Source organism: Bartonella sp. bp_1 (assembly GCF_055808085.1).
Genome location: NZ_CM147851.1, coordinates 192,110 through 216,147 on the forward strand (window position 1 = coordinate 192,110; position 24,038 = coordinate 216,147).

At 45.5% G+C, this 24,038-nt stretch carries 26 protein-coding genes; 14 read left to right on the top strand and 12 right to left on the bottom strand.

Features of this window, described 5'->3' with window-relative positions; all coding sequences use genetic code 11:
- The first annotated feature begins 218 nt into the window (after positions 1–218).
- From xseA to ACYZ97_RS00990, 4 genes are all read left to right on the top strand, one after another.
- Entirely contained in the window at positions 219–1,655 is a 1,437-nt protein-coding gene (gene xseA / locus ACYZ97_RS00975; RefSeq protein WP_473300594.1) for an exodeoxyribonuclease VII large subunit, read from the top strand.
- Entirely contained in the window at positions 1,652–2,242 is a 591-nt protein-coding gene (locus ACYZ97_RS00980) for a DNA-3-methyladenine glycosylase I (RefSeq protein ID WP_473299540.1), read from the top strand. The genes xseA and ACYZ97_RS00980 overlap by 4 nt, the downstream gene beginning before the upstream one ends.
- Before the next feature lie 190 nt (positions 2,243–2,432).
- Entirely contained in the window at positions 2,433–2,924 is a 492-nt protein-coding gene (locus ACYZ97_RS00985; RefSeq protein ID WP_473299542.1) for a DUF992 domain-containing protein, read from the top strand.
- Positions 2,925–3,105: 181 nt separating this feature from the next.
- Positions 3,106–3,282, top strand: a complete 177-nt coding sequence (locus tag ACYZ97_RS00990; protein ID WP_473299543.1) for a hypothetical protein — start codon at positions 3,106–3,108, stop codon at positions 3,280–3,282.
- A gap of 120 nt (positions 3,283–3,402) precedes the next feature.
- Here ACYZ97_RS00990 and ACYZ97_RS00995 read toward each other — a convergent pair whose 3' ends face one another.
- On the bottom strand, positions 3,403–3,636 hold the full coding sequence (locus ACYZ97_RS00995; RefSeq protein WP_473299545.1) for a hypothetical protein: 234 nt from the start codon (positions 3,634–3,636) through the stop codon (positions 3,403–3,405).
- Positions 3,637–3,767: 131 nt separating this feature from the next.
- Between ACYZ97_RS00995 and hisS the strand changes: the two genes are divergently transcribed.
- From hisS to hisG, 3 genes are read left to right on the top strand one after another with little or no spacing between them, the layout of a single operon-like run.
- Positions 3,768–5,288, top strand: coding sequence for a histidine--tRNA ligase (hisS, locus tag ACYZ97_RS01000; protein ID WP_473299547.1), 1,521 nt, complete (start codon positions 3,768–3,770; stop codon positions 5,286–5,288).
- The gene (locus ACYZ97_RS01005; RefSeq protein WP_473299549.1) at positions 5,285–6,415 is read left to right on the top strand and encodes an ATP phosphoribosyltransferase regulatory subunit; all 1,131 of its coding nucleotides are present in this window, start codon (positions 5,285–5,287) and stop codon (positions 6,413–6,415) included. Before hisS ends, ACYZ97_RS01005 begins: the two co-directional genes overlap by 4 nt.
- On the top strand, positions 6,412–7,125 hold the full coding sequence (hisG, locus tag ACYZ97_RS01010) for an ATP phosphoribosyltransferase (protein ID WP_473299551.1): 714 nt from the start codon (positions 6,412–6,414) through the stop codon (positions 7,123–7,125). Before ACYZ97_RS01005 ends, hisG begins: the two co-directional genes overlap by 4 nt.
- A gap of 33 nt (positions 7,126–7,158) precedes the next feature.
- On the opposite strand, the gene ACYZ97_RS01015 is transcribed toward hisG, so the two are convergent.
- The 3 genes from ACYZ97_RS01015 to ACYZ97_RS01025 form a co-directional block, all read right to left on the bottom strand.
- The gene (locus tag ACYZ97_RS01015) at positions 7,159–7,326 is read right to left on the bottom strand and encodes a hypothetical protein (RefSeq protein ID WP_473299553.1); all 168 of its coding nucleotides are present in this window, start codon (positions 7,324–7,326) and stop codon (positions 7,159–7,161) included.
- 6 nt (positions 7,327–7,332) lie between these two features.
- On the bottom strand, positions 7,333–7,473 hold the full coding sequence (locus ACYZ97_RS01020; protein ID WP_473299555.1) for a hypothetical protein: 141 nt from the start codon (positions 7,471–7,473) through the stop codon (positions 7,333–7,335).
- Positions 7,474–7,558: 85 nt separating this feature from the next.
- A complete protein-coding gene (locus ACYZ97_RS01025) occupies positions 7,559–8,083 on the bottom strand; it encodes a redoxin family protein (RefSeq protein WP_473299558.1) in 525 nt (174 codons plus the stop codon).
- A 194-nt stretch (positions 8,084–8,277) separates the two neighbouring features.
- On the opposite strand from ACYZ97_RS01025, the gene ACYZ97_RS01030 reads away from it, so the two are divergent.
- Positions 8,278–9,909 carry an alpha-D-glucose phosphate-specific phosphoglucomutase gene (locus ACYZ97_RS01030; RefSeq protein ID WP_473299559.1) on the top strand — a complete coding sequence of 544 codons (1,632 nt, stop codon included), beginning with the start codon at positions 8,278–8,280 and terminating at the stop codon, positions 9,907–9,909.
- Positions 9,910–9,968: 59 nt separating this feature from the next.
- Positions 9,969–10,193, top strand: coding sequence for a hypothetical protein (locus ACYZ97_RS01035; RefSeq protein WP_473299561.1), 225 nt, complete (start codon positions 9,969–9,971; stop codon positions 10,191–10,193).
- Between the two features lie 343 nt (positions 10,194–10,536).
- Here the strand turns inward: ACYZ97_RS01035 and ACYZ97_RS01040 are convergent, their stop codons facing one another.
- Positions 10,537–11,433 (bottom strand): LysR family transcriptional regulator, encoded by an 897-nt coding sequence (locus ACYZ97_RS01040; protein ID WP_473299562.1) that lies wholly within the window; start codon positions 11,431–11,433, stop codon positions 10,537–10,539.
- Between the two features lie 221 nt (positions 11,434–11,654).
- Here ACYZ97_RS01040 and ACYZ97_RS01045 point away from each other — a divergent pair, with 221 nt between their 5' ends.
- The 3 genes from ACYZ97_RS01045 (at position 11,655) to ACYZ97_RS01055 (ending at position 15,410) form a co-directional block, all read left to right on the top strand.
- On the top strand, positions 11,655–12,836 hold the full coding sequence (locus ACYZ97_RS01045) for a MalY/PatB family protein (protein ID WP_473299564.1): 1,182 nt from the start codon (positions 11,655–11,657) through the stop codon (positions 12,834–12,836).
- A 74-nt stretch (positions 12,837–12,910) separates the two neighbouring features.
- Positions 12,911–14,182, top strand: a complete 1,272-nt coding sequence (locus tag ACYZ97_RS01050; RefSeq protein ID WP_473299565.1) for an amino acid permease — start codon at positions 12,911–12,913, stop codon at positions 14,180–14,182.
- A 25-nt stretch (positions 14,183–14,207) separates the two neighbouring features.
- Positions 14,208–15,410 carry an MFS transporter gene (locus ACYZ97_RS01055; protein ID WP_473299567.1) on the top strand — a complete coding sequence of 401 codons (1,203 nt, stop codon included), beginning with the start codon at positions 14,208–14,210 and terminating at the stop codon, positions 15,408–15,410.
- Between the two features lie 295 nt (positions 15,411–15,705).
- Here ACYZ97_RS01055 and fumC read toward each other — a convergent pair whose 3' ends face one another.
- From fumC to groES, 3 genes are all read right to left on the bottom strand, one after another.
- Positions 15,706–17,097: a class II fumarate hydratase gene (gene fumC / locus ACYZ97_RS01060; protein WP_473299569.1), complete on the bottom strand. Its 1,392-nt coding sequence runs from the start codon at positions 17,095–17,097 to the stop codon at positions 15,706–15,708.
- Positions 17,098–17,340: 243 nt separating this feature from the next.
- The gene (groL, locus tag ACYZ97_RS01065) at positions 17,341–18,975 is read right to left on the bottom strand and encodes a chaperonin GroEL (protein ID WP_473299571.1); all 1,635 of its coding nucleotides are present in this window, start codon (positions 18,973–18,975) and stop codon (positions 17,341–17,343) included.
- A gap of 57 nt (positions 18,976–19,032) precedes the next feature.
- Positions 19,033–19,329: a co-chaperone GroES gene (groES, locus tag ACYZ97_RS01070; RefSeq protein ID WP_473299573.1), complete on the bottom strand. Its 297-nt coding sequence runs from the start codon at positions 19,327–19,329 to the stop codon at positions 19,033–19,035.
- 102 nt (positions 19,330–19,431) lie between these two features.
- On the opposite strand from groES, the gene ACYZ97_RS01075 reads away from it, so the two are divergent.
- Positions 19,432–19,950: a hypothetical protein gene (locus ACYZ97_RS01075; protein ID WP_473299574.1), complete on the top strand. Its 519-nt coding sequence runs from the start codon at positions 19,432–19,434 to the stop codon at positions 19,948–19,950.
- Positions 19,951–20,043: 93 nt separating this feature from the next.
- Positions 20,044–20,382, top strand: coding sequence for a zinc ribbon domain-containing protein YjdM (locus ACYZ97_RS01080; protein WP_473299576.1), 339 nt, complete (start codon positions 20,044–20,046; stop codon positions 20,380–20,382).
- Between the two features lie 45 nt (positions 20,383–20,427).
- On the opposite strand, the gene ACYZ97_RS01085 is transcribed toward ACYZ97_RS01080, so the two are convergent.
- The 4 genes from ACYZ97_RS01085 to trpS form a co-directional block, all read right to left on the bottom strand.
- Complete coding sequence (locus tag ACYZ97_RS01085) at positions 20,428–21,483, bottom strand: 2,3-butanediol dehydrogenase (RefSeq protein WP_473299578.1); 1,056 nt, start codon at positions 21,481–21,483, stop codon at positions 20,428–20,430.
- A 137-nt stretch (positions 21,484–21,620) separates the two neighbouring features.
- Positions 21,621–22,193: a NifU family protein gene (locus ACYZ97_RS01090; protein WP_473299580.1), complete on the bottom strand. Its 573-nt coding sequence runs from the start codon at positions 22,191–22,193 to the stop codon at positions 21,621–21,623.
- Between the two features lie 139 nt (positions 22,194–22,332).
- A complete protein-coding gene (locus ACYZ97_RS01095; RefSeq protein WP_473299582.1) occupies positions 22,333–22,824 on the bottom strand; it encodes a universal stress protein in 492 nt (163 codons plus the stop codon).
- A gap of 144 nt (positions 22,825–22,968) precedes the next feature.
- Positions 22,969–24,033, bottom strand: a complete 1,065-nt coding sequence (trpS, locus tag ACYZ97_RS01100; protein WP_473299584.1) for a tryptophan--tRNA ligase — start codon at positions 24,031–24,033, stop codon at positions 22,969–22,971.
- Positions 24,034–24,038 lie beyond the last annotated feature (5 nt).

Sequence of the window (24,038 nt, forward strand, 5' to 3'; positions counted from 1 at the left end):
TTTTGTTGTGGTCTGATAAGGTTGTCGGCCTTATTGGAAAACAAAAACTATAATTAAGAGCACGAAGCCTGACTATGTGCCCATTCGCGTAAAATGCAGCTATATAACATGGTCGGTTTTCTGTTTTATGTTCAAGAATATAATGATGTGCACGAAAAACGGTTCCATTGGTGCTTTTGAAGTTCTAGAAAAAGACCATGAGTGATTTTTTTAAAAATATGGAATCAGAAACTGCAGCTGTTTCAAGCAATGCGGCAGAATATACAGTTTCGGAGATTTCAGGCGCGCTTAAACGTACGGTTGAGGATCAATTCGGCCATGTGCGTGTGCGTGGCGAGATTTCCGGTTATCGTGGTGCACATGGATCGGGGCATGCCTATTTTTCATTGAAGGATGACAAAGCGCGGCTTGAAGCGGTGATTTGGCGTGGAGTGATGGGCAAACTCAAATTTCCACCGGAAGAAGGTATGGAAGTTATCGCTACGGGTAAGCTGACGACCTATCCCGGTTCATCCAAGTATCAGATTGTCATTGATCATCTTGAGCCGGCAGGGGCTGGCGCTTTAATGGCTCTATTGGAAGAGCGTAAAAGAAAATTTGCTGCAGAAGGATTGTTTGACGACGCGAACAAGCAGCTTTTGCCTTTTATGCCAAAAGTGATTGGCGTTGTCACATCGCCGACAGGCAGTGTTATCCGTGATATTATCCATCGTATTTCTGATCGTTTTCCATTGCATGTGCTGGTTTGGCCGGTCAGGGTGCAGGGGGAGACCTGCGGAGCGGAAGTTGCTGCAGCTATTAACGGTTTCAACGCCATTGCCGATGGCGGGCCTTTACCCAAGCCCGATCTGATCATTGTCGCGCGTGGTGGGGGTTCATTGGAAGACTTATGGGGCTTCAATGACGAGGCGGTTGTGCGTGCTGCGGCTTCCTCTTTCATTCCGTTAATCTCGGCTGTCGGTCATGAAACCGATTGGACATTGATTGATTATGTGGCCGACCGGCGTGCCCCGACGCCAACCGGGGCTGCAGAAATGGCGGTGCCAGTCAAGGCTGATCTGGAAGCAACATTAGCCTCTTTGGGAGCCCGTCTTAAGGCCGGTTTGACCCGCTCTCTTGATTTCAGGCGTCAACGTTTGCAAGGCGCAATACGGGCTTTGCCGTCAAGCGATCAGCTGTTGGCCTTACCGCGACGGCGATATGACGAGGCGGCCTTGCGTCTTTCGCGTGCATTGCGGGTGAGCGTAGAAAAAAAGCGTGAACGTTTTATCGGTTTGTCTCGACATTTGTCGCCGTGGCTTGTGCAGGCTTTGATTGCACGTGGCGAGCAATTATTGGATAGTATGCAGCATCGTAGTGAAAGTGCTTTTCTTGCGCTGGTTGATAAAAGAAAACAGCGCATGGTGATGGCCGTACGTCTGCTGCAGTCGGTTTCCTATCAAAGCATTTTGCAGCGTGGTTTTGCGTTGGTGTTGGATGCGCAGGATGCCCTTATTAAACGTCGTTCTGCTGTGCCGGAAGACGGGCATATGCGCTTGCGTTTTGCGGATGGTGATGTGGCCGTATATACGGATGAGCGTGCCCCTGAGCCATCCAGAGCCATCAAGAAACCTAAAAATCAGATACCTCCCGGTGGACAGGGAGATCTATTTTGACAAATACCGGTCTGATCACTGGTGCTGATGGCAAAGTTCGCTGTTTCTGGGTGGGCCATGATCCGCTCTATAGGCGCTATCATGATGAAGAATGGGGTGTCGCCTGTCATGATGATAGACATTTGTTTGAAAAAATTTGCCTGGAAGGCTTCCAATCTGGCTTATCGTGGCTGACCATTTTGAAAAAACGTGAAAATTTCCGTGTTGCTTTTGATGGGTTCGATTTTTACAAAATCGCACTTTACGATGCAGAAAAAATTGAAAATCTGCTGAAGGATGCAGGTATTGTCCGCCATCGCGGTAAGATTGTTTCCACTATCAATAATGCGCAGCGCGCGCTTAAACTGGTTGCCGAAAAAGGCAGTCTGGATGCCTATTTTTGGTCTTTCAAGCCGCCCGAGAGCGAGCGTTTCAAACGGGTTGATTATGAAACACTTCGAGCTAATCCCACAACAGCGGCTTCTGTACGATTGTCCAAGGATTTGAAAAAGCGTGGTTGGACTTTTGTCGGTCCCACCACAGCCTATGCCTTTTTTCAGGCTATGGGCATGGTCAATGATCATATCGATGGTTGTTTTTGCCGGTGAATGTATATTTGCCTAAAAAGTAATTAAGAGATTGATTTTCAATATATGGTTGTTGGGTGCGTAACAATTGCCAACACTATGAATGATCACAAACAATTCATTCTTCTTTGTGCTTTTGTGAAAGGCTTGCGCCTTAATAAGACATAATTGGAGTGTGTTATGAATGGACAGTTTCATAAGGAGAAAGCAAATGTCACATTCAATTTCTACCAAAGTCTTGGGTGTTCTTCTGGCTACAGGATGTTTTATGTCAATGGGCAGCGCCTATGCGGCCGATAAGGTTAATATCGGCATGCTGGTTTGCACCGGCTCGGGAACAACGGGGAAAATTTTTAAAACGCAAGAGCAGCTTTCCTGTCTTTTCCAGCCTAATGATAAAAACCAACCGACAGACAAATATAACGGTTCTGTTAAACAGATCGGCATTGATATTGGTAAAAGCGGTGCGGGACAGATGTCATGGATGGTGATGGCTCTTTCCAAAGACGCATATAAAACGGGAAGTCTTGCTGGTGAATATGCCGGGGTCAGTGCTGATGCGGCCTTGGGGGTTGGCGGTGGTGCCAATGTTCTGCTTGGCAAGAATAAGACCTTTTCCTTGCAGCCAGTCAGTGTGCAGGCACATGAAGGGGCTGATCTTGCTGTAGGTGTGACAAAATTTGTGCTGACCTCGCAGAACTGATGATATTTTTATGGATAAGCTATGGACGCGCTGCATGGATATCCATGCAGCGTTAAAATAGTATGATAAGGCAATATATAAGGACAATCAAGCAAAGGGCGAGGAAACGGCGCGCTTCAGGCCGTTCTCTCCAGAATGGTAGAAAGCTTGCCAGATAGCCGTTGATGAATTCAAGTGTCATTTGAAAAAGACAAACAACAGAGAAAAGAGAGATAATCATATAATAGATGCTGATCGGCGCGATGTCTTGCTATTTGGTGACGCTGGACAGCAAATCATCAATATAGATTATATAGAAAATGGCGATGATAAGGCTCATGATGCTAACCAACAAAGCTATTATATAGATTTCGAATAATTCTTTTCTCTCTTCACCGGTAGACGGGGTTTTCTTGAATGTATTGAACATCCAAAGGCCTGCATAACGCCGACGGATGTCACGTGTTTTAGCTGGATCATCAGCAAGTTTTTTATGCGGCTATTTTTTGTAAATGACATAGATGATCAGGGCTGTCAGCAATAGATATAAGAACCAGTAATCAGGGAGCAGCCCGTCATTGTTCAATTTGTTAAAGCCGTAAATGATAAGCGGGATAGCAATATGCAATGTAACGAGCGTTGCGAAAAGAAAATAGAAGAATGCGCCCCATCCATCTTCATCGGGATGGGGCTTTGGTTTTTCCGTACGCTCTACTATTTGCTTTTTATTCATATTTTTTTCTAGCAAAGGTGCGGATATTTTTTAAATCGGTCTGCTTGTTATGCTTCAAACCTTGCCGCTTGCGGCTGGATGAGCTAGAAGCCAAGAGAAATTAATTTTTTATAAACCGATAAGGTTTCAACATGGCCGATAAAAATAACAAGCAGAACAAACCCAAAAGAACGGAAGCTCGATTGCCGCGTGGTTTTGTCGATCGCTCCAGCGCTGAATTGCGTTCTGTAGAAGCGATGATGGCAAAAATCCGTCAGGTCTACGAGTTGTATGGTTTTGAAGCTGTCGAGACACCGATTTTTGAATATACCGATGCTTTGGGTAAGTTTCTGCCCGATCAGGATCGTCCCAATGAAGGTGTTTTCTCATTACAGGATGATGACGAACAATGGTTGTCATTGCGATATGATTTGACTGCGCCGTTGGCTCGTCATTTTGCCGAAAATTTTGAAACCTTGCCTAAACCCTATCGCAGTTATCGTGCCGGTTGGGTTTTTCGCAATGAAAAACCGGGCCCGGGCCGGTTTCGCCAATTTATGCAGTTCGATGCCGATACAGTTGGTACGCCCACGGTGACAGCGGATGCAGAAATTTGCATGATGGCGGCTGATACATTGGAGAAATTGGGTATTGCACGTGGTGATTATGCTATCCGCGTGAATAACCGTAAAATTCTTGATGGTGTCATGGAGCTGATCGGCCTTGGTGGAGATGACAAGGCGGTGAAACGTCTATCGGTATTGCGGGCGATTGACAAGCTTGATAAATTCGGCGTCGAAGGGGTCAAGCTGTTGCTTGGTAAGGGACGTCTGGATGAAAGCGGTGACTTTACCAAGGGCGCGGAACTTGATGAAAAAGCGATTGATCATGTGTTGGCTTTTACATCGGCTGCCGGAAAGGATGGTCGTGAAACCATTGATAATCTTAGGGCTGTGGTTACAGGTTCAGCACGCGGCTTAGAAGGGGTTGAGGAGCTTGACGAAATGCAGGCTCTGTTTGCGGCAAGCGGTTATGAGGGAAGGGTAAAGATTGACCCGTCGGTGGTGCGTGGTCTTGAATATTATACCGGTCCTGTTTTTGAAGCCGAACTGCTTTTTGATGTCACCAATGAAGATGGCGAAAAGGTTGTGTTCGGTTCGGTCGGCGGCGGCGGTCGCTACGACGGGCTGGTTTCACGGTTTCGCGGTGAGGCAGTACCTGCCACGGGATTTTCAATCGGTGTTTCGCGTTTGATGACGGCCTTGAAGAATTTGGGCAAGCTTGAAAACAGTGCGCAGATCGGGCCGGTTGTTGTTCTTGTTATGGATAAGGATCGTGAGTCACTGGCGCGTTATCAAGGATTTGTCACGCAATTGCGGGCGGCTAATATCCGTGCTGAGCTTTATGTCGGTGGTTCGGGCATGAAGGCGCAGATGAAATATGCAGATCGCCGTTCGGCACCTTGCGTTATTATTCAAGGTAGTCAGGAGCGTGATGAAGGCAAAGTACAGATTAAGGATCTGGTTGAAGGTGCGCGCTTATCCCATGAAATCGAGGATAACCAGACATGGCGAGCAAGTCGTCCGGCGCAAGTGACAGTAGATGAAAAAGATCTGGTGATTACGGTTCAAAATATATTGGATGAACAAGCAAAGGAACGCCAAGACGCATGAAACGTGCACGACCGGATTTTGCTGACTCTATCTTGAAATTGCTTTATGCGCGGCAAGCCGAGGCAATAGATATTGACATTCTACAGCCTGCCGATCCGTTTCTGGATATGGCTGGCGAGGATTTGCGCCGTCGTATTTTTATGACCGAAAATGAGAATGGTGATTCCTTGTGCCTGAGACCTGAATTTACCATTCCGGTTTCAATACAATATATGGCGCGAGAGACGCAAAAAACGGCGCGTTATGCTTATTGTGGCGAGGTTTTCCGCCAAAGGCGCGACGGTGAGAATGCATTCTATCAGGCTGGTATTGAAGATTTTGGTGATGGTGACGAGGCGCATGCAGATGCCCGTTCTCTGACCGATGCTTTGGCTGCCTTGGTATTGGTGGCACCGCAGATTGATATGGATATTGTTGTCGGTGACCAGACGGTATTTGAAGCTGTGCTTGCCGCTTTGGGACTACCTAAAGGGTGGCAGAAGAAGCTTGCACGTGCTTTTGGCAATGACGAGCTGTTGCGTTCTTTATTGGCGGATTTATCTGCGCCCAAACAGGAAAGTACTTTGCCAGAATTCTTGGCAGGTTTTGTCACAACAGGTGACGAACTTGCTTTATCTCAGGCTTTAGAAGCTGAAATGCGCGAGGCCGGTATTTCACCGGCAGCCAGTCGCTCTCCACTGGAGATCGCCCGTCGAATGATTGAAAAAAGAGCGCTTTCGACCATAAGGCTCTCTGATCAGGTTATTACAGCGGTGAAGGATTTTCTGGCGATTAATTGTGCGTTGGATAAGGCCGAGGCTGTTTTATGTGATTTTGCGGATAGGAATGGTCTGGATGTGGATGCGATATTGAAGACCTTTATCCGACGCAATAAGGCTTTTGAAAACATGGGTATTGATCTGTCGATGGTCCAATATGATGCGGCTTTTGGTCGTCCGCTCGATTATTATACCGGTCTTGTTTATGAAATTCGTGATGGTGCACAGGTGATTGTCGGGGGTGGTCGATATGACCGGCTGTTAACGATGCTGGGCAGCCAAACAGAAATACCGGCTGTCGGATTTTCTATCTGGTTGGACCGGATCGGTGACAATATCTTTATTGATGCAAAGGATGGTGCATCATGACAGTCACACTTGCACTGCCTTCGAAAGGGCGCTTGAAAGAAAAGACACTCGATGTTCTAGTACGTGCCGGTTATGAGATTATACTGCCTGACGATGATCGCAATTATCGTGCATCGGTCAAGAATGCGCCAGAAATTGAAATTCTGTTTTTGTCGGCATCCGAAATTGCACGTGAGCTTGGCTATGGCAATCTTGATCTTGGTGTGACGGGGCAGGATCTAATTCATGAAACGCTGGCCCATCCTGATGAAAAGGTCAAAGTCGAGGTTGAGCTTGGTTTTGGTCATGCGGATGTTGTCGTGGCGGTGCCGGAAGTTTGGCATGATGTGGTGACCATGGCCGATCTTGATGATGTTGCAGCAGATTTTCGCCAGCGCCATGGTCGGCGTTTGCGTATTGCCACCAAATTTTGGCGGCTGACGCAGCAGTTTTTTTCGCACAAACATGGCATTCAGGTTTATCGTATTGTCGAAAGTCTTGGTGCAACAGAGGGGGCACCAGCTGCCGGTTCTGCCGATATGATTGTTGACATTACCTCGACCGGATCAACGCTTGTTGCCAATAAACTCAAGATCTTGCAAGATGGTATTATTTTGAAGTCGCAGGCTTCTTTGGTCTCGGCGCGACGGTCATCGGATCATCCTTCTGTTGTAAAATTTGTCGACCGTATTGCTGCGATGATGCAACAGCAAAATAAACAGGATAAATAATTCTGAATGGCAAGGCTCAATTAGCGTTATGATTTAGATATGGGCCATGGCGAGCGCATCGACAGTATCAATATCAAAAAAAGAAAAAGTCAGATATATCAGGATTGCCAGTAGTATAACGACAAGTAAGGTCAAAAAGACAACGCGACGGCGGAGATGCTTAGGCGTTAAAAAATCAGGAATAATCGGCTTTTCGCTCATTAGACCTTAGTCATCATTGTTTGAGTTGAGATTGCCCAGATAGTGTGCTGATGCCTTGGGATGGGGCGAGATACGGACGTCCTGCAAGGCTTTTTTGCGTGATAAAAGAAAAGCTGCATCCATATAGGAAAGAATGATGCATGGCACCAACGGTTTTCCATCAAGTATATGCCTGATTTGCTTGAGATTCTCCCTTGAAGAATAAACCCCGGATTGCTCCGGGGTGGGTAAGTTAGGACTGAAGATTTCTAAGAATCTTTTGGGGTGATGATTCACCGTAAGGATCGCTTTCACAATTGTCACAGCGACCTTCTTCTTCATACCATCTTTCGATGACGCCATCATTGATGACAGCACCATAACGCCACGAGCGCTTGCCGAAGCCGAGATTATCCTTGGCGACCAGCATACCCATAGCGCTGGTAAATTCGCCAGAGCCATCAGGAATCAGTTTGACGTTTCTGATCTTCTGCTGCTTGCCCCATGCATTCATAACAAAGGCATCATTCACAGAAAGACAATAAACGGCATCAATGCCGACAGCTGTGAACTGATCATAGAGTCTTTCAAAATCCGGCAGCTGGAAAGTCGAGCAGGTTGGTGTAAATGCACCTGGTAATGCGAACAGGACGACGCGCTTTCCCTTGAAGTAATCGTCACTTGTTACATCTAGCCAACGATAAGGGTTGGGGCCGTCAACATTCTCATCACGAACGCGCGTGCGGAAAGTGACATTTGGAACTTTCTTTCCAATCATAAAATGCTCCTACATATTTGAATCATGATACATATGTTGCAGACTGAAGCCGGAAGTTTGCAATCTAAAGTTAAGTCATGCAGGGCAAGGTTTCAAGATGGAAGTCTATGTTTTTAATATTTTCTCGCCTTTTTCTTATGACTGACATAATTTGATAGAAATATCGGCTAACAGATTTTCAATATGGGTGTAATATGGCCATTAAAACGATTGTGACGGTTCCTTTTTGTGATCAAAATCCGGGTACGTCGGGTTTACGTAAAAAAGTAACGGTCTTCCAACAACCGCATTATGCCGAAAACTTTATCCAGTCCATTTTTGCCAATATTGGCAATGTACAAGGACAGTTGCTGATTGTTGGAGGGGATGGGCGTTTTTATAATCGTGATATTATTCAAAAAGTGATTAAAATTGCAGCGGCCAATGGTTTTGGCCGGGTGATTGTCGGGCAAAATGGTCTTTTGTCGACGCCGGCTGTTTCCCATCTTATCCGCAAGAATAAAGCGCATGGCGGTATTGTGCTTTCTGCCAGTCATAATCCTGGCGGTCCGGATGGAGATTTTGGTATTAAATACAATATCGCCAATGGCGGTCCTGCTCCGGAAAAAATCACCAAGGCGATCTATGAATTTTCCCAAAATATAAACGCCTATAAAATTGCCGATACTGATGATGTCGATCTTTCTGTGATCGGTGCTGTAATGGTTGAAGCGATGGCTGTCGAAGTTATAGACAGCGTCAAGGATTATGCCGATCTGATGGAAGAGCTTTTTGACTTCGATTTGATGCGCAAGGTGATCAAGGCGGGGTTGCGCTTTAAATTTGATGCCATGCATGCGGTAACCGGTCCTTATGCGAAAGAAATATTCGAGCGGCGTTTAGGGTTTTCAGCCAATACCGTTGTTAACGGTATTCCGATGGAAGATTTTGGTGGCCATCATCCTGATCCTAATCTGGTTCATGCGCATGATTTATATGCTTTGATGATGTCGAATGATGGCCCTGATCTGGGTGCGGCTTCTGACGGAGATGGGGATCGTAACCTTATTATTGGCTGGAAGCAGTTTGTAACCCCTTCCGATTCATTGGCTATTCTTGCAGCCAATGCGCATCATATCAAAGCCTATAAGAATGGTATATCGGGTATTGCGCGTTCAATGCCGACAAGCTGTGCGGCCGATCATGTGGCACAAAAGCTTGGTCTTAATATCTATGAAACGCCGACCGGCTGGAAGTTTTTCGGTAATCTGCTGGATGCTGGAAAAGTTACGTTCTGTGGCGAGGAAAGCTTTGGTACGGGTTCCAACCATGTCCGTGAGAAAGATGGTTTATGGGCCGTTTTGTTTTGGATTAATCTGTTGGCGGCAACCGGTAAAAGTGTAGGCGAAATTGTAGAAGCGCATTGGCAGAAATATGGCCGTTCTTATTATTCCCGCCATGACTATGAAGAAGTTGATGCACAGGCTGCCAAAGAGATGATGGAAGAATTGCGTGGCAGATTGTCAACTCTTTCAGGGCATCGGGTTGCCGGATTGACCATTGAAAAGGCCGATGACTTTGCATATCAAGATCCGATTGATGGTTCATTGAGTGAACATCAGGGGATCCGTATTTTCTTTGAAGGCGGCGCGCGTCTTGTCTATCGTCTGTCAGGGACGGGAACAGCGGGTGCTACCGTTCGTATCTATATGGAGCATTATGAGGCGGACTGCTTGAAACAGGATGATGAAACACAAGAAGCCTTGGCGGCACTTATTGTGGCGGCCGATGAGCTGGTTCATCTGAAAAAACGCTTGCAGCGTGATCAGCCGACAGTGATTACTTGATATGAAATGGCATTTTGTGGGATTTGGGTTTATGATGTGCTCTGTACGCTTTTACAGACGTGCGTCCCGATGACATCACATTCTATACAGAAGCGGGATGTCAGCATTTTCATAAGGCCTATGCCAAAGGCGATATGCGGGTTTGTCATCCCAGTGTTTATCCGGTTGGTATTGTCTATTCGATAACACTTGCCAATATTGGCAAAGAGGATGATTGGATTATGAAGGTTATGAGCCCGATGGCTGAGCGGGTTGATTTGTGCCAGCCTTTGAAAAAAGCGTAGCCGATCAGGATCAGTTCCGGTGTGGATATTCAATCCATGCTGGACCGGCAAATGCGAAAAGTATGATATGCCTTTGCTTATACCAGCCCGTTCACAAATTTATATGTTTCTTCATGGGTTGAAATTCATGTTGAAAGAGGGATTTAAATCGGGAACATTTATACCGGTAACTTTTTATTTTGAAAAAGCTGGCAGGCTTGATACCGAATTCAAGGTTGTTCGTCCCGACGCATTTTGAAAAAAGCACTTCATTCCTTTTTTCTATACGACTATGTTTAATGAAGTTATGAAGGAGAAAATAGGTGTTCGATTTCAACGAGGCCATTGCCTGTTTTGAAATTGGCTATTGCTGGCGGTTGACAACGAGAAAATCAATAAATGAACGGATAACCGCATTATTATAACGCGAGGGAAAATACATGGCGTAAAGCTGGTGGGTTTTTGTGGAATGATAGCCATCTAGAACTGTAACAAGCGTTTTCTGTGACAAGGCCTGTTTGATTGCATAATCAGGAAGACATGCAATGCCATGACCATCAAGTGCGGCTTCCATGAGCATCAAACTCGAGTTGGCTGTCAAGCGGCCTTTGACTTTGATTGTCTCAACATGCCCTTTTTTTTCAAAATGCCAAAGACCATTATCACTCATATTGGGGTAGACAAGACATGCATGTTGGCGGATGTCAGATGGATGTTTCAATTGTGGGTGGTTTTTTATATAGGCGGGAGAAGCACAATAAATCCAGTGCACATCACCCAGACGGCGAGCCGCGTAGCCCCAGTCGGTTTTTGATGTGATCCGTAAAGCGATGTCGATATCGTCCTCGCCTAGGTTTCTGTAGTTGTCATCAAGCTCAACAATTACCTCTACATCGGGGTATTGCTTTTGGTATTTAACCAGTATTGCGGCCAGTTGTGTATATCCGAAAGCAATTGATGTTGTTAGCCGCAGTCTACCTTTGATTGCTTTCTGTGTGCCAGCAGTTTCATTCATTGCTGTTTCAAGATCATTTAATATTTTTTGTGCTCGTTCGAGAAATTCGGCACCTTGTTGTGTAAGCGAAACAGAACGTGTTGTTCGTTTGAGTAGTAATGTATCTAGACGCCTTTCAAGTTGTGTTAAACTTTTTGAAACGGCAGATGGAGAAAGATTGAGCTTTTGAGCAGCCTTGCTGAGGCTTTCGGTTTCAGCCACTTTAACAAAAATAGCCATTTGTGAAAATGAAGTTTGATAACGCATTTTTGACTTTTAGTTAAAATTAATTTGAAAAAAAACCGTTTCTTTTTCTTATCATTCAATTTTAGGCTGTTTGCAAACGGTATTCAATAACAACAAAAGCCGGGGAAACGAAAATTATTGCGCAATCATATCCGTTAAACTGATGTTGCAGGGATTGAGCTGTTGCATTCTCGGTCTTTTTTTGTCCTATTTGGTTGGGAATACCACAGAGAGGATAAAATATGTATGATTTTGATGAACTAGTTGACCGTGTACATTCCAATTCAATGAAATGGGCTTATTCCAACCGGTTGCTCAATGAGGAACAAGCGGCTGCCAATCCACTTCCTATGTGGGTAGCAGATATGGATTTCAAGGTCGCCGAACCGATTAGGCAGGCGATGTCGAAACTGATTGAACATGGTATATTTGGATATTCCGGTGTTACAGATTCTTATAAAAAAACAGTCAATAATTGGCAGCGTACCCGTCATAACTGGGATGTTGATCCCAATGCGCTGGTTTTAAGCCCCGGTATTGTCACTATGCTTAACTTGATTATCCAGACTTATACCCGTCCTGGAGATAGTGTTTTAATTCAACCGCCTGTTTACGTGCATTTCCATCAAGACGTTATAACGAATGGAAGAGAAGTCGTCTGGGCTCCGCTCAAGCTTGAGGGGGATCGTTATTGTTTTGATGCGGAAGTTTTTGAAAAGGCGATTAAAAGCAATACGCGCTTATTTATTCTTTCCAATCCGCATAATCCTACAGGTAATGTTTGGTCCGCCGACGAACTGAAGCAGATGGGCGATATTTGCGCGGCTCATGGTGTTATTGTTGTATCGGATGAAATCCATGGTGATTTGATCATGGACGAGACAAAGCGGCATGTTCCATTTGCCTCACTTGGCGATCAATATGCGCAAAATTCTATTATTTGTACGGCGGCAAGTAAAACCTTTAATCTTGCTGGTCTTCAATGTTCTAATAATTATATCGCCAATAAATTATTACGTGAGCAGATGCTCGCAACTATGAAGAAATGTGGTCTTAATCATATCAATATTATGGGCATGGTGGCGACAGAGGCAGCTTATCGTGATGGTGCACAATGGCTTGACGAATTATTGAACTATATACGCGCCAATCAGGTTTTCTTTGCGACTGCGATCAATCAGTCCGGTTTGCCTATCCATGTTATGGAAATGGATTCTCTTTATCTGGCTTGGATTGATTGTCGCAAGATGAATATGTCACCCGAGGAACTTAATAATTTTATGTTGACTGAGGCAAGACTATGGTTGGATGACGGTCGTAAATTTGGACCTCAAGGTCATGGTTTCATGCGTATTAATTTGGGATGCACCCGTAAAACAGCCGAAGAAGCAGTTAAGCGGTTGAAATCAACACTATTACGATAGACGGCATGCGCTAACCGACACTTTATCGGTTAGCGCTTCTTGTTGATGGGTATGGGGAAATGGAGGAGGAGACTATGGAAATTGCAGCACTGGAAAGATCAAAAAAGCGTGTGCCTTTTACGCGTTACGATTTAGGGTGGGTCATTCTATGTATTGGTATGGCTATTGGTGCCGGTATTATATATCTGCCTGTACAGGTCGGTTTAAAAGGGATCTGGGTGTTTCTGGCATCACTTATTTTTGCTTATCCTGCTTGCTATTGGATGCAGTCGCTTTATCTGAAAAGCCTCAGTGCAAGCGAAGAATGTGAAGACTATGCCAATGTTGTGAGCCAATATCTGGGTAAGAATTGGGGCATGATATTGGGTTTTTTGTATCTTGGAATGTTGATGAAAGGCATTTTAAGTTATTCGATTACAGTTGTCCTCGATAGTGCAAAATATCTGCAGGAATTTGGTGTTAGCGAAAGACTCCTATCCGGTAATATTTGGTATATCCTCGGTGTACTTGTCTTTCTCGTAGCCATTGCAGCTCAGGGCGAGAAACTACTTTTCAAGATTTCCGGTCCAATGGTTGTTGTTAAGGTCGCTATCATTGTGTTGCTTGGTGTCGTGATGATTCCTCATTGGAATTTTGCTAATTTGACAGGGTTTCCTTCGATATTGGTTTTTATTCGCGACACCATCCTCACGCTACCGTTTGCTTTGGTCTCAATACTTTTCGTGCAGATACTTAGCCCGATGAATATCGCCTTTCGTAAGCATGATCCAGATCCTGCGCGTGCAACCTATCGTGCATTGCGCGTTAATCTGATTGCCTTTGTTGTATTGGTTTTATGTGTTCTCTTTTTTGCACTGTCGTTCACCTTTGCAACTAATCATGACCAGGCCGTAATGGCACAACAGCAAAATATTTCAGCCTTAGCGCTAGCGGCAAGCGTCATGGATGGTAAGGCCATTTCGATCATGTCTGTATTGTTGAATATATTCGCTATTGTAACAGCCTTTTTTGCAATTTTCCTTGGCGTTTATGAGGCTTTTAAGGGATTGATTGTCAACATACTTTCTCGTTTTATTGATATGTCAAAAGTGCCTATGCTCATTTTGCATATCTGCGTTTGTGCTTTGATTGTTGCCATCTTATGGGGCTGGGTCGCACTGAATTTTTCCGCTTTGATGCTGATTCAAATTTTTGCTCCCTTTAATGGTATTGTTGGCTTTATTATTCCGTGTTTTCTTATCTATAGGGTGAAAGCTTTGCATCAATTTATAACGCCGACTTATTGGTATGTCTTTATATTTGGCATTCTGTTTACGTTGTCTCCTTTATTGATGTTTTTTCATTAATCAGAAAATAATTTAGGTGCACATCATGGAGAATGAGGCTTCTCATATTCGACGCAATCTTGTCCTATTGACATTAGCCCAAGCATTAGGTGCTTCTAGCCCGCCAATTATTATATCTCTTGGCGGGCTTGTCGGACGCGGGTTAATCGAAAATCAGGCTTGGGCTACACTGCCTGTGAGTATCTATCAGGCGGGAATGGCATTATGTGTACTTCCTGCGGCTTTGACTATGAAGGTTTGGGGACGACGAAATGCTTATCTTTTAGGCGGTTTATTTGGGGTTCTATCCGGTCTTTTTGCAACAATGGGTATTGTCGCAGGCTCTTTTCTCCTGTTTTGTTCGGGTACGCTGCTTGCAGGGATATATGGTGCCTATGTGCAAAGTTATCGATTTGCAGCGACAGATACGGCACCTACCAGTATGCGTAACAAGGCAATATCTTTGATTATGGTCGGTGGGCTTGCAGCCGCTATTATCGGACCTCAGCTTGTTATTTGGACACGAGATGCTTATGAGGGCATCTCTTTTGCAGGGTCTTTTTTGAGCCAAACAGCTTTAGCGTTGGTTGCCCTTCCTATTCTTGCGATGCTTAAAATGCCGGTCGTTAGGATCAAGTCGGACAAGGTAAAGTCTGGTGGAGGGCGCACAATAGTCCAAATCCTTTCCTTGCGTTCATATATATTAGCTGTTGTTGCCGGTGCCGTGTCTTATGGCTTGATGAGTTTCCTGATGACGGTGACACCTATGGCCATGCACGATCATCATCATACAGTAGCGCAATCAACAGTTGGTATTCAGTGGCATATCTTGGCCATGTATGGACCAAGTTTTTTTACAGGTTATGTTATTAATCGTTTTGGCGCTGAACGTGTAACCGCTGTCGGTTTAATCTTGATTATGATGGCTGCGGTTTTTGGTTTAAGTGGTTATGAAGTTTACCATTTCTATACTGCTCTTATAACTTTGGGCCTAGGGTGGAATTTTGGTTTTATCGGAGCAACGTCAATGATTGCAGCTTATTCAACACCGGAAGACCGTGTAAAAGTTCAAGGGATTAATGATCTTATTATTTTTGGCAGTGTAGCGATTTGCTCATTCTCGTCTGGGGCCTTGTTGAGTGCATCTGGTTGGACAACCATCAATTTGATTGTCTTTCCTATTGTGATTGCAATTCTGGTTCCTTTGTTATGGTTTGGGCGAGATAGACAATTAAAAAAACCTTTTTAATTGCATGACAGTTTTTTTTGAGTACCTATGGCTGTTGCTCAAAATCCATTCTTTCGGATTTGTAATATATCAAGAATAAATTGATTGTTGTGCTTGCTATCACTTTCTTTGAAAAGTTATTTCACCGCCGGCTTTTTAGGCAAACGGTAGAAGCGTGTGCTGATAATTTAGATGGCACATAAAGGTATTGAGATGGAACTTTGCCACAAATTTTAAGTCATCAAATAATAGGACAAGAAGAAGCCAGATATTAAAAAGGGGGCCACGGCCCCCTTTGCATTTCACCCAATTGGATTTACTTCGGATGGATCATTTCTTCCGGACGGACGATCTCGGTATATTCCGCTTCAGTAACGAGGCCGGTTGCAAGAGCTTCTTCGCGTAAGGTTGTACCATTTTTATGCGCGGTTTTGGCAATCTTTGCTGCGGCATCATAACCAATTTTCGGTGCCAGTGCCGTTACCAACATGAGGGACTGTTCCATCAGGTCATGGATACGGTTTTCATTGGCCTTGATCCCTTTGACACAATGGTCGGCAAAGGAAATCATCACATCAGAAAGGAGTTTGATCGACTGTAAGACATTATAGGCAATGACCGGTTTATAGACATTGAGTTCGAAATGCCCTTGTGATGAGGCAACAGTTACAGTCGTCTGATTGCCGAATACCTGACATGCTACCATGGTCATAGCTTCGCATTGGGTAGGGTTGACTTTGCCCGGCATGATAGAAGAACCGGGCTCGTTTTCCGGCAGGCTCAGTTCACCAAGGCCGGAGCGTGGGCCTGAACCCAAGAAGCGGATATCATTGGCAATTTTGAATAGATCCGTTGCCAGTGCATTCAGGCTGCCGTGAAAATCGGTAATGCCGCCATGACTTGCCAAGGCTTCGAATTTATTATTAGCCGTTTTGAATGGTAGGCCGGTAATATCACAAACGGCAGCGGCAAATTTTTTGTCAAAACCGATAGGAGCATTCAACCCTGTGCCAACAGCTGTGCCACCCTGTGCCAAATAAAGAATGCTGGTCAGGCTTTTTTCGATACGTTTGCGGGCATATTCAAGTGCAGCACGATAGCCAGAAAATTCTTGGCCCAATGTGACTGGTGTTGCATCTTGCGTATGGGTGCGTCCGATTTTGATGATCTTGGCAAATTCTTTTTCTTTGTCGTTTAAAGCTAGAATTAGATGATCAAGCGCGGGGTAGAGCTCTTTTACAGTTTGTACTGCGGTGGCAATATGGATAGCTGTCGGAAAAGAGTCGTTCGAGGACTGGCTCATATTGACGTGGTCATTGGGGTGGATAGGTTTTTTTGAGCCCATCTCGCCGCCCATCATTTCAATGGCGCGGTTGGAGATAACTTCGTTGACGTTCATGTTGGATTGGGTGCCTGATCCGGTTTGCCAGACAACTAGCGGAAAATTGTCATCCAATTTGCCATCAATGACTTCATCAGCAGCACGGATGATAATCTCACCCAGTTTTTTATCCAATTTGCCGGCATCCATATTGGCAAGCGCTGCCGCTTTTTTGACGATACCCAAGGCATGGATCAATGGTAGCGGTTGACGTTCGCCGCCAATTTTGAAGTTATGGCGCGAACGTTCTGTCTGTGCACCCCAATAATGATCGCCGGGTACTTCGATTTCACCAAATGTGTCGGTCTCTTTACGAATGGCGGCCATGGCTGAACTCCTCTTTATGGGTCGCTAAGAAATGTGTTTGCTGTCTAGCATATGAAAGACGATAAGTCTTTTCAAAATCTGTTGTGATATAGACATGAAGTTCATCGCCATTCAAGACCGCTGTATGATCTTATTATTTAGATGAAAATTGATAATAGTGGCTTCTTTGGGATAGATAATGCAACGTAAAGCGGTCAAAATAAAAAATGGGCCCGCAGGCCCATTTCTTTTGTTTTTGACTTCTTAGAAGTCCATGCCGCCCATGCCGCCGCCGGGCATTGGAGGCATTGGAGCCTCTTTCTTCGGCAGTTCGGCAATCATGGCTTCTGTGGTGATCAACAAGCCAGCAATGGAAGCTGCATTCTGCAGGGCAGAGCGGACAACCTTGACGGGATCGACGATACCGATCTTGATCAAATCGCCATAAGTACCGTTGGCTGTGTTGTAGCCATAGGTATCGGATTTGTTTTCCAAAATCTTGCCAACAATGATCGAAGCTTCTTCACCGGCGTTGGTTGCGATCTGGCGGGCAGGAGCCTGCAGTGCGCGACGAACGATGTTGATACCGGCTTCCTGATCGGCGTTGATGCCTTTGACCTTGATTTCGGTTGCAGCGCGCAGCAATGCTGTGCCACCACCAGGAACAATGCCTTCTTCAACAGCCGCACGGGTTGCGTTCAGTGCATCGTCAACACGGTCTTTCTTTTCTTTCACTTCGACTTCTGTCGAACCGCCAACGCGGATAACAGCAACACCACCGGCAAGCTTGGCCAGACGTTCTTGAAGTTTTTCACGATCGTAATCCGATGTGGTTTCTTCGATCTGTGCCTTGATCTGATTTACACGGGCGTTGATTTCTGCCTTTTTGCCGGCTCCGTCAACGATTGTTGTGTTTTCCTTGGAAATGTTGACCTTCTTGGCGCGGCCGAGCATATCAAGTGTGACATTTTCAAGCTTGATGCCGACATCTTCGGAAATAACCTGACCTGAGGTGAGGATAGCGATGTCTTCAAGCATGGCCTTACGGCGATCACCGAAGCCAGGCGCTTTAACAGCAGCAATTTTCAGACCGCCGCGCAGCTTGTTGACAACGAGTGTTGCCAAAGCTTCACCTTCTACATCTTCAGCGATGATGAGGAGCGGTTTGCCTGACTGGACAACAGCTTCAAGCACGGGAAGCAGAGCTTGCAGGTTGGAAAGCTTCTTCTCGTGAATGAGGATATAAGGATCGTCGAGATCGGCAACCATCTTTTCAGCATTGGTAACGAAATAAGGTGACAGATAACCACGGTCAAACTGCATGCCTTCAACAACTTCCAATTCGGTTTCAGCTGTTTTGGCTTCTTCAACTGTGATAACACCTTCATTGCCGACTTTCTGCATGGCTTCAGCAATCATCTTGCCGATTTCTTCTTCGCCATTGGCAGAAATAGTACCGACCTGGGCAACTTCAGCTGAAGTCTTGATCTTTTTGGCTTTTTTCAGGAGGTTGGCAACAACTTCATCAACAGCTGCATCGACGCCACGCTTCAGATCCATTGGGTTCATGCCGGCGGCAACAGCCTTGGCTCCTTCCTGAACAATGGCCTGACCCAGAACGGTTGCAGTTGTTGTACCGTCACCGGCAACATCATTGGTCTTGGAAGCAACTTCGCGCAGCATTTGTGCGCCCATATTTTCGAACTTGTCTTCAAGTTCGATTTCTTTGGCAACCGATACACCGTCCTTGGTGATGCGCGGTGCGCCGAATGATTTGTCGATGACGACATTACGACCTTTGGGGCCGAGTGTTACCTTGACGGCATTGGCAAGGATATCAACGCCGTGCAACATGCGCTCACGCGCATCACGACCGAATTTGACTTCTTTAGCAGCCATGTTTCTATCTCCTTAAGGGGGAATTCCCCGAATTAAACTAATGTCTAGGGCTGGCGATTAGCCGAGAATGCCCATAATATCGGATTCTTTCATGATCAGAACGTCTTCACCGTTAAGCTTGACTTCTGTGCCCGACCATTTGCCGAATAGAACGCGGTCGCCAGCCTTGACGTCAAGCGCTACGAGTTTGCCATTGTCATCACGAGCACCCGGACCAACGGCGATTACTTCACCTTCAGACGGCTTTTCTTTTGCAGTATCGGGAATAATGATACCGCCAGCAGTTTTTTCTTCTGAGTCAAGCCGACGCACAACAACACGGTCGTGGAGCGGGCGGAACTTTGTCTTAGCCATAGTTTGAACCCTTAAACTGTTAAACTCTTCTGGTTTATAATTATTAGCACTCGTAAGCGAAGAGTGCTAACATGATAGAACAGATAAAAATTGAGGGCACAGATGTCAAGAAGCAGGTCTAAAAAAATATCAAAATTTTCTTTATGGCTTAAATATCTATTTATTATTGGGGGAAGTCTTTATGTAGTAATCCATTTTGCGAGGGACTTCATTTATCGTTACGATGTATTGCAAGAGGGTATCATTCGCGGTACGTATTATTCACGTTATTTATCAGCTCGTTCCAATCGATATCCGGTTTTTGGTGAGCTCGGGCCAGTGGTGCAGTCGGTCTCTGCCCATGGGAATAGTGGTGAGTGGGTCGGTTATCTCGAATATGTAAGTTATCTTGATAGCGATGCATTAAAAAAAGAATATACTGCTTATGCTATTAGCCAAAAATGCGAAGTGAAATATAATCAAACCGGCTATTATACATGGCAGAATATAGACATAACACTTTTTTGTCCTGATAGATCGGGGAAATTGGATTTTGATAGCGAAATCCGTTTGGACACCCAACATAAGGGTGCAACAGAAGTGCTAATTGTTTTGGGGCCAGATGATAAGTTGGGTAAGTGATGCAATATGCTTTGATCGGGCGTGAATTTGCACTTTGAGGTAATTCACTCTATGGAATGCAATAAATATTATTATTTATGAATGGTCTGATTGATGAGTGAACTACCTGCATGCCCGAAATGTAATTCTGCCTATACGTATGAAGATGGTGGCAATTATATTTGCCCTGAATGTGGCCATGAATGGAACGCAGAAAGTGCAGTTGAGGGAGTGTTGACTGTACGCGATTCTAACGGTGTGGTGTTGAAAGACGGCGATACGGTAACAGTGATCAAGGATTTGAAGGTCAAGGGCTCGTCATTGGTGGTCAAGGTTGGCACCAAGGTGAAGAATATCCGTCTTGTCGATGGTGATCATGATATCGACTGCAAAATCCCCGGTATTGGCCAGATGGGGCTGAAATCGGAATTTGTCAAAAAGGTGAGTGAATGAAGCAAAATCGGGCTGATCCGATCGTGCTTCATTTCTATCTTATCGTTATTTGGGTGCTTCGACCAATATTTTTATCTGGTGTTTTTCATTGACCAGCGTTTCGAAACCTTCCTTGACGATGTCGTCAATTTTGATTTTCTTGGTCACCAGTTTGTCAGCGGCAAAATAGCCCTGTGCCATCAATTCCATGACGGCTGGGAAAATATCACGATAGGCGATGATACCTTTCAGTGTTTTTTCCTTCAAGACAACAGTATTGGGCTGGAAAGCCGCTTCGCTTTCCCAAATAGAGACAATCACAGTCTCGCCTTCATAAAGGGTTGAATCAATGCATTGTTGCAAAACTTTGGGCACGCCGGTCACTTCAAAAGCAACATCGACGCCTCCGTCTGTCAGTTCACGGATACGGGCTGCAGGATCTTCTTTTGAAGGATCAATCGCCAATCGCGCGCCCAGTTCGATAGCTTTTTGGGCGCGCTGTTGCGAGAGCTCCACAACATAAATTTCGGAAGCGCCGGCCGCTCTCAGGGCTTCGACAAGTAGAAGCCCGATTGGACCAGCGCCGTAAATGACAGCCTTGTCACCGGCTTTCAATTTGCTCAGGCGTACGGAATGTAATGCAACAGCTGCCGGTTCAACAAGGGCACCCTGTTCCATGGAAAGACCCTGTGGCATTTTATGGACCATATGCTCGTCAACCACTGTATAGGCCGCAAAACCACCACCGCCGCCGGAGAGACCATGGAAACCCAGATGGTCGCATAGATTATATTTTCCCTTTTGGCAGGCATTACACTTGCCACAAGAAAGAATGGGTTCGACAACGACCTTGTCCCCCTTTTTTACTTTGGTTACACCATCGCCGGTTTCAACGACTTCGCCGGAAAATTCATGCCCCATAATGATCGGCGCTTTTTCACCGCTGACAAAATGCGGTATGTCGACCGGTACAAAAATTGGTCCGGCGACATATTCATGCAGATCACTACCACAGATACCCGCCCATGCAACTTTGATTTTAACACGTCCGGCTGCAACGAGCGGCTCTTCAACCTCTTCGACGCGGATATCGCGGGCTTTATACCAACGAGCTGCTTTCATAGCTTGGTCCTTTCATTGCTTTTGCTAATTCATTCAAAACATAATTAAGTAATGTGGAGACGTGCTAAAAGTGACAAAAGCACGCAGGTAAAAGCGTGCTTTTGTAAAATGACCTAGAAAAAGCGATTAAGAGATTATTATTGCGGCATCGCTTCAACACCTTGAACTTCAGGCACAAAATGGCGTAGCAAATTTTCAATGCCATGTTTCAAGGTTGCTGTTGATGATGGGCAGCCGGAGCAGGCGCCACGCATATTGAGATAGACAACACCATGTTCAAAGCCGCGGAAAGTAATATCGCCGCCGTCATTGGCAACAGCGGGCCGTACACGGGTCTCGATCAGTTCTTTGATCGTGTCGACAATTTCAGCATCCTTTTCGTCAAAAAATTCCTCATCCTGTGAATGGTCAACAGCTGCTGTATTTGCGGTCAGGATTGGCGCACCTGATATGAGATGTTCCATAATGGTGCCCAAAATGGCAGGCTTTAAATGTGGCCATTCCGCTTCATTCTTGGTTACGGTGATGAAGTCATAGCCGAAGAACACGCTGCTGACACCGGGAATGGCAAAGAGCTTTGCCGCGAGCGGAGAACGCTCGGCCGCTTGTTCGGCATTGGTGAATTCTGCAACATCGTTTTCAAGGACGACTTTGCCAGGCAGAAATTTAAGCGTTGCAGGGTTAGGTGTAGTTTCAGTTTGAATAAACATGTGTCTTCTTCCTTAATCCATGTTCAAGGCATGGAAAGTGTTGAGAGGTTAATATGAACAGGATCATCCAATTTTTCAAGTGAGCAAAAAACAGCGGATTGTTCTGTTTTTGTAAAGATGTGGAAGGCCGAGCATCAGCCTAAGTAACGGCATCGATATCTTCGTCACTCAAACCATCAGGTACGATGGTTACAGGAATAGGGAAGGCATTGCCACGCCCGCCGATTGACTGGACAAGTGGACCGGGACCATCCGTACTGTTTCCTGCTGCCAGAACGAGAACGGCAATATCCTGATCCTCTTCAATAAGTTTCAAGATTTGCTCGGCCTTTTGTCCTTCCTGCACAATCAGTTCGGATTCTATGCCTTGTTCATCACGCACTTCAGCAGCAATTTGTGCCAAGGTTAGATGGGCACGTTCTTCCGCTTCAGCGCGCATAATGTCGCCGACACCGAGAAAATGCTGAAAGTCGGAACTGTCGATGACAAAGAGCAGCAATAAAGTGCCATTTGTATTTTTTGCGCGGCGTGATGCATAGGCGACTGCACGTCGACATTCGGGTGTTTCATCTATGACAGCAAGAAACTTGCGTCGGTGGCCGGTTTCACGGCTTAAGCGTTTTGTTACCATGTGTTCAATTTGCCATTCTGCGTGCAAGACTGCAAGTACAGAATAGCAAGAATGTTCATACGGCTAAAAAGCATACCATAATTTGTTTAAAGGTTTGCATTGTTTGTTTCGTGCGGCCTTATGAAGGACGTATTCTTAAAGCTTTTATTGCAAAAAGCCGATAATATCACGCACATCCTTCATGGTTTTTTCAGCCAATGTACCGGCTCGTTCGCCACCGTCTTTCAATACGGCATCGATATAGGAGGGATCGGCATTCAATCGGCGCAGTTCATTCGAGATAGGTTCCAGCTTGGATACGGCAAGATCGGCTAAAACCGGCTTGAAATCGGAAAATTGTTTCCCACCGAATGTCGCAATGACTTCTTTTTTACTTTGATCGGCAAGGGCGGCATAAATGCCGACCAGATTGTCGGCTTCCGGCCGGTTTGCCAAATTGTCAACGGTTTCCGGTAATGGCTCGGGATCTGTTTTGGCCTTACGGATTTTTTTGGAAATATCGTCGGCCGTGTCGATCAGATTGATACGGGAAAGATCGGAAGGATCGGACTTCGACATTTTCTTGGTACCGTCACGCAATGACATGATACGGGTAGCATTTTCACCGTATATACCTTCTGCCAAAGGAAAGAAGCCGTTGACCATTTCATCACCGACTTGCATTTCGATGCCGACACCGAGTTCGGCGATGCGGGCCGAATAGTCATTATTGAATTTTTGCGCAATATCACGGGTCAACTCAATATGCTGCTTCTGGTCATCACCAACAGGAACGTGGGTTGCGCGATAGACCAGAATATCAGCGGCCATCAGGCTGGGATAGGCAAACAGTCCAAGGGATGCATTTTCACGATCTTTGCCAGCCTTATCCTTGAATTGGGTCATGCGACTCATCCAGCCGATACGGGCAACGCAGTTGAATATCCACGCCAATTCGGCATGCTGGTAGACGCGCGACTGGTTGAAGACAATATGATTTTTAGGATCAATGCCGGATGCAAGAAAGGCGGCTGTCACTTCACGCGTAGAGGCTATGAGATCTTTTGGATCAGGATTGACAGTTAGGGCATGCATATCAACGACACAATAGATGCATTCATAGCTTTGCTGCAATTCGGTCCAGCGTTTGATGGCCCCCAGATAATTGCCCAGATGCAGATTACCGGTTGCTTGAACGCCGGAAAAGACCAGCTCTTTGAATGCTGACATAGCGA

Coding starts and splice junctions, on each gene's coding strand:
- xseA (WP_473300594.1), top strand. CDS start 219: ATGGAATCAGAAACTGCAGCTGTTTCAAGCAATGCGGCAGAATATACA.
- ACYZ97_RS00985 (WP_473299542.1), top strand. CDS start 2,433: ATGTCACATTCAATTTCTACCAAAGTCTTGGGTGTTCTTCTGGCTACA.
- ACYZ97_RS00995 (WP_473299545.1), bottom strand. CDS start 3,636: ATGAATAAAAAGCAAATAGTAGAGCGTACGGAAAAACCAAAGCCCCAT.
- hisS (WP_473299547.1), top strand. CDS start 3,768: ATGGCCGATAAAAATAACAAGCAGAACAAACCCAAAAGAACGGAAGCT.
- ACYZ97_RS01005 (WP_473299549.1), top strand. CDS start 5,285: ATGAAACGTGCACGACCGGATTTTGCTGACTCTATCTTGAAATTGCTT.
- hisG (WP_473299551.1), top strand. CDS start 6,412: ATGACAGTCACACTTGCACTGCCTTCGAAAGGGCGCTTGAAAGAAAAG.
- ACYZ97_RS01015 (WP_473299553.1), bottom strand. CDS start 7,326: ATGAGCGAAAAGCCGATTATTCCTGATTTTTTAACGCCTAAGCATCTC.
- ACYZ97_RS01025 (WP_473299558.1), bottom strand. CDS start 8,083: ATGATTGGAAAGAAAGTTCCAAATGTCACTTTCCGCACGCGCGTTCGT.
- ACYZ97_RS01030 (WP_473299559.1), top strand. CDS start 8,278: ATGGCCATTAAAACGATTGTGACGGTTCCTTTTTGTGATCAAAATCCG.
- ACYZ97_RS01040 (WP_473299562.1), bottom strand. CDS start 11,433: ATGCGTTATCAAACTTCATTTTCACAAATGGCTATTTTTGTTAAAGTG.
- ACYZ97_RS01045 (WP_473299564.1), top strand. CDS start 11,655: ATGTATGATTTTGATGAACTAGTTGACCGTGTACATTCCAATTCAATG.
- ACYZ97_RS01050 (WP_473299565.1), top strand. CDS start 12,911: ATGGAAATTGCAGCACTGGAAAGATCAAAAAAGCGTGTGCCTTTTACG.
- ACYZ97_RS01055 (WP_473299567.1), top strand. CDS start 14,208: ATGGAGAATGAGGCTTCTCATATTCGACGCAATCTTGTCCTATTGACA.
- fumC (WP_473299569.1), bottom strand. CDS start 17,097: ATGGCCGCCATTCGTAAAGAGACCGACACATTTGGTGAAATCGAAGTA.
- groL (WP_473299571.1), bottom strand. CDS start 18,975: ATGGCTGCTAAAGAAGTCAAATTCGGTCGTGATGCGCGTGAGCGCATG.
- groES (WP_473299573.1), bottom strand. CDS start 19,329: ATGGCTAAGACAAAGTTCCGCCCGCTCCACGACCGTGTTGTTGTGCGT.
- ACYZ97_RS01075 (WP_473299574.1), top strand. CDS start 19,432: ATGTCAAGAAGCAGGTCTAAAAAAATATCAAAATTTTCTTTATGGCTT.
- ACYZ97_RS01080 (WP_473299576.1), top strand. CDS start 20,044: ATGAGTGAACTACCTGCATGCCCGAAATGTAATTCTGCCTATACGTAT.
- ACYZ97_RS01085 (WP_473299578.1), bottom strand. CDS start 21,483: ATGAAAGCAGCTCGTTGGTATAAAGCCCGCGATATCCGCGTCGAAGAG.
- ACYZ97_RS01090 (WP_473299580.1), bottom strand. CDS start 22,193: ATGTTTATTCAAACTGAAACTACACCTAACCCTGCAACGCTTAAATTT.
- ACYZ97_RS01095 (WP_473299582.1), bottom strand. CDS start 22,824: ATGGTAACAAAACGCTTAAGCCGTGAAACCGGCCACCGACGCAAGTTT.
- trpS (WP_473299584.1), bottom strand. CDS start 24,033: ATGTCAGCATTCAAAGAGCTGGTCTTTTCCGGCGTTCAAGCAACCGGT.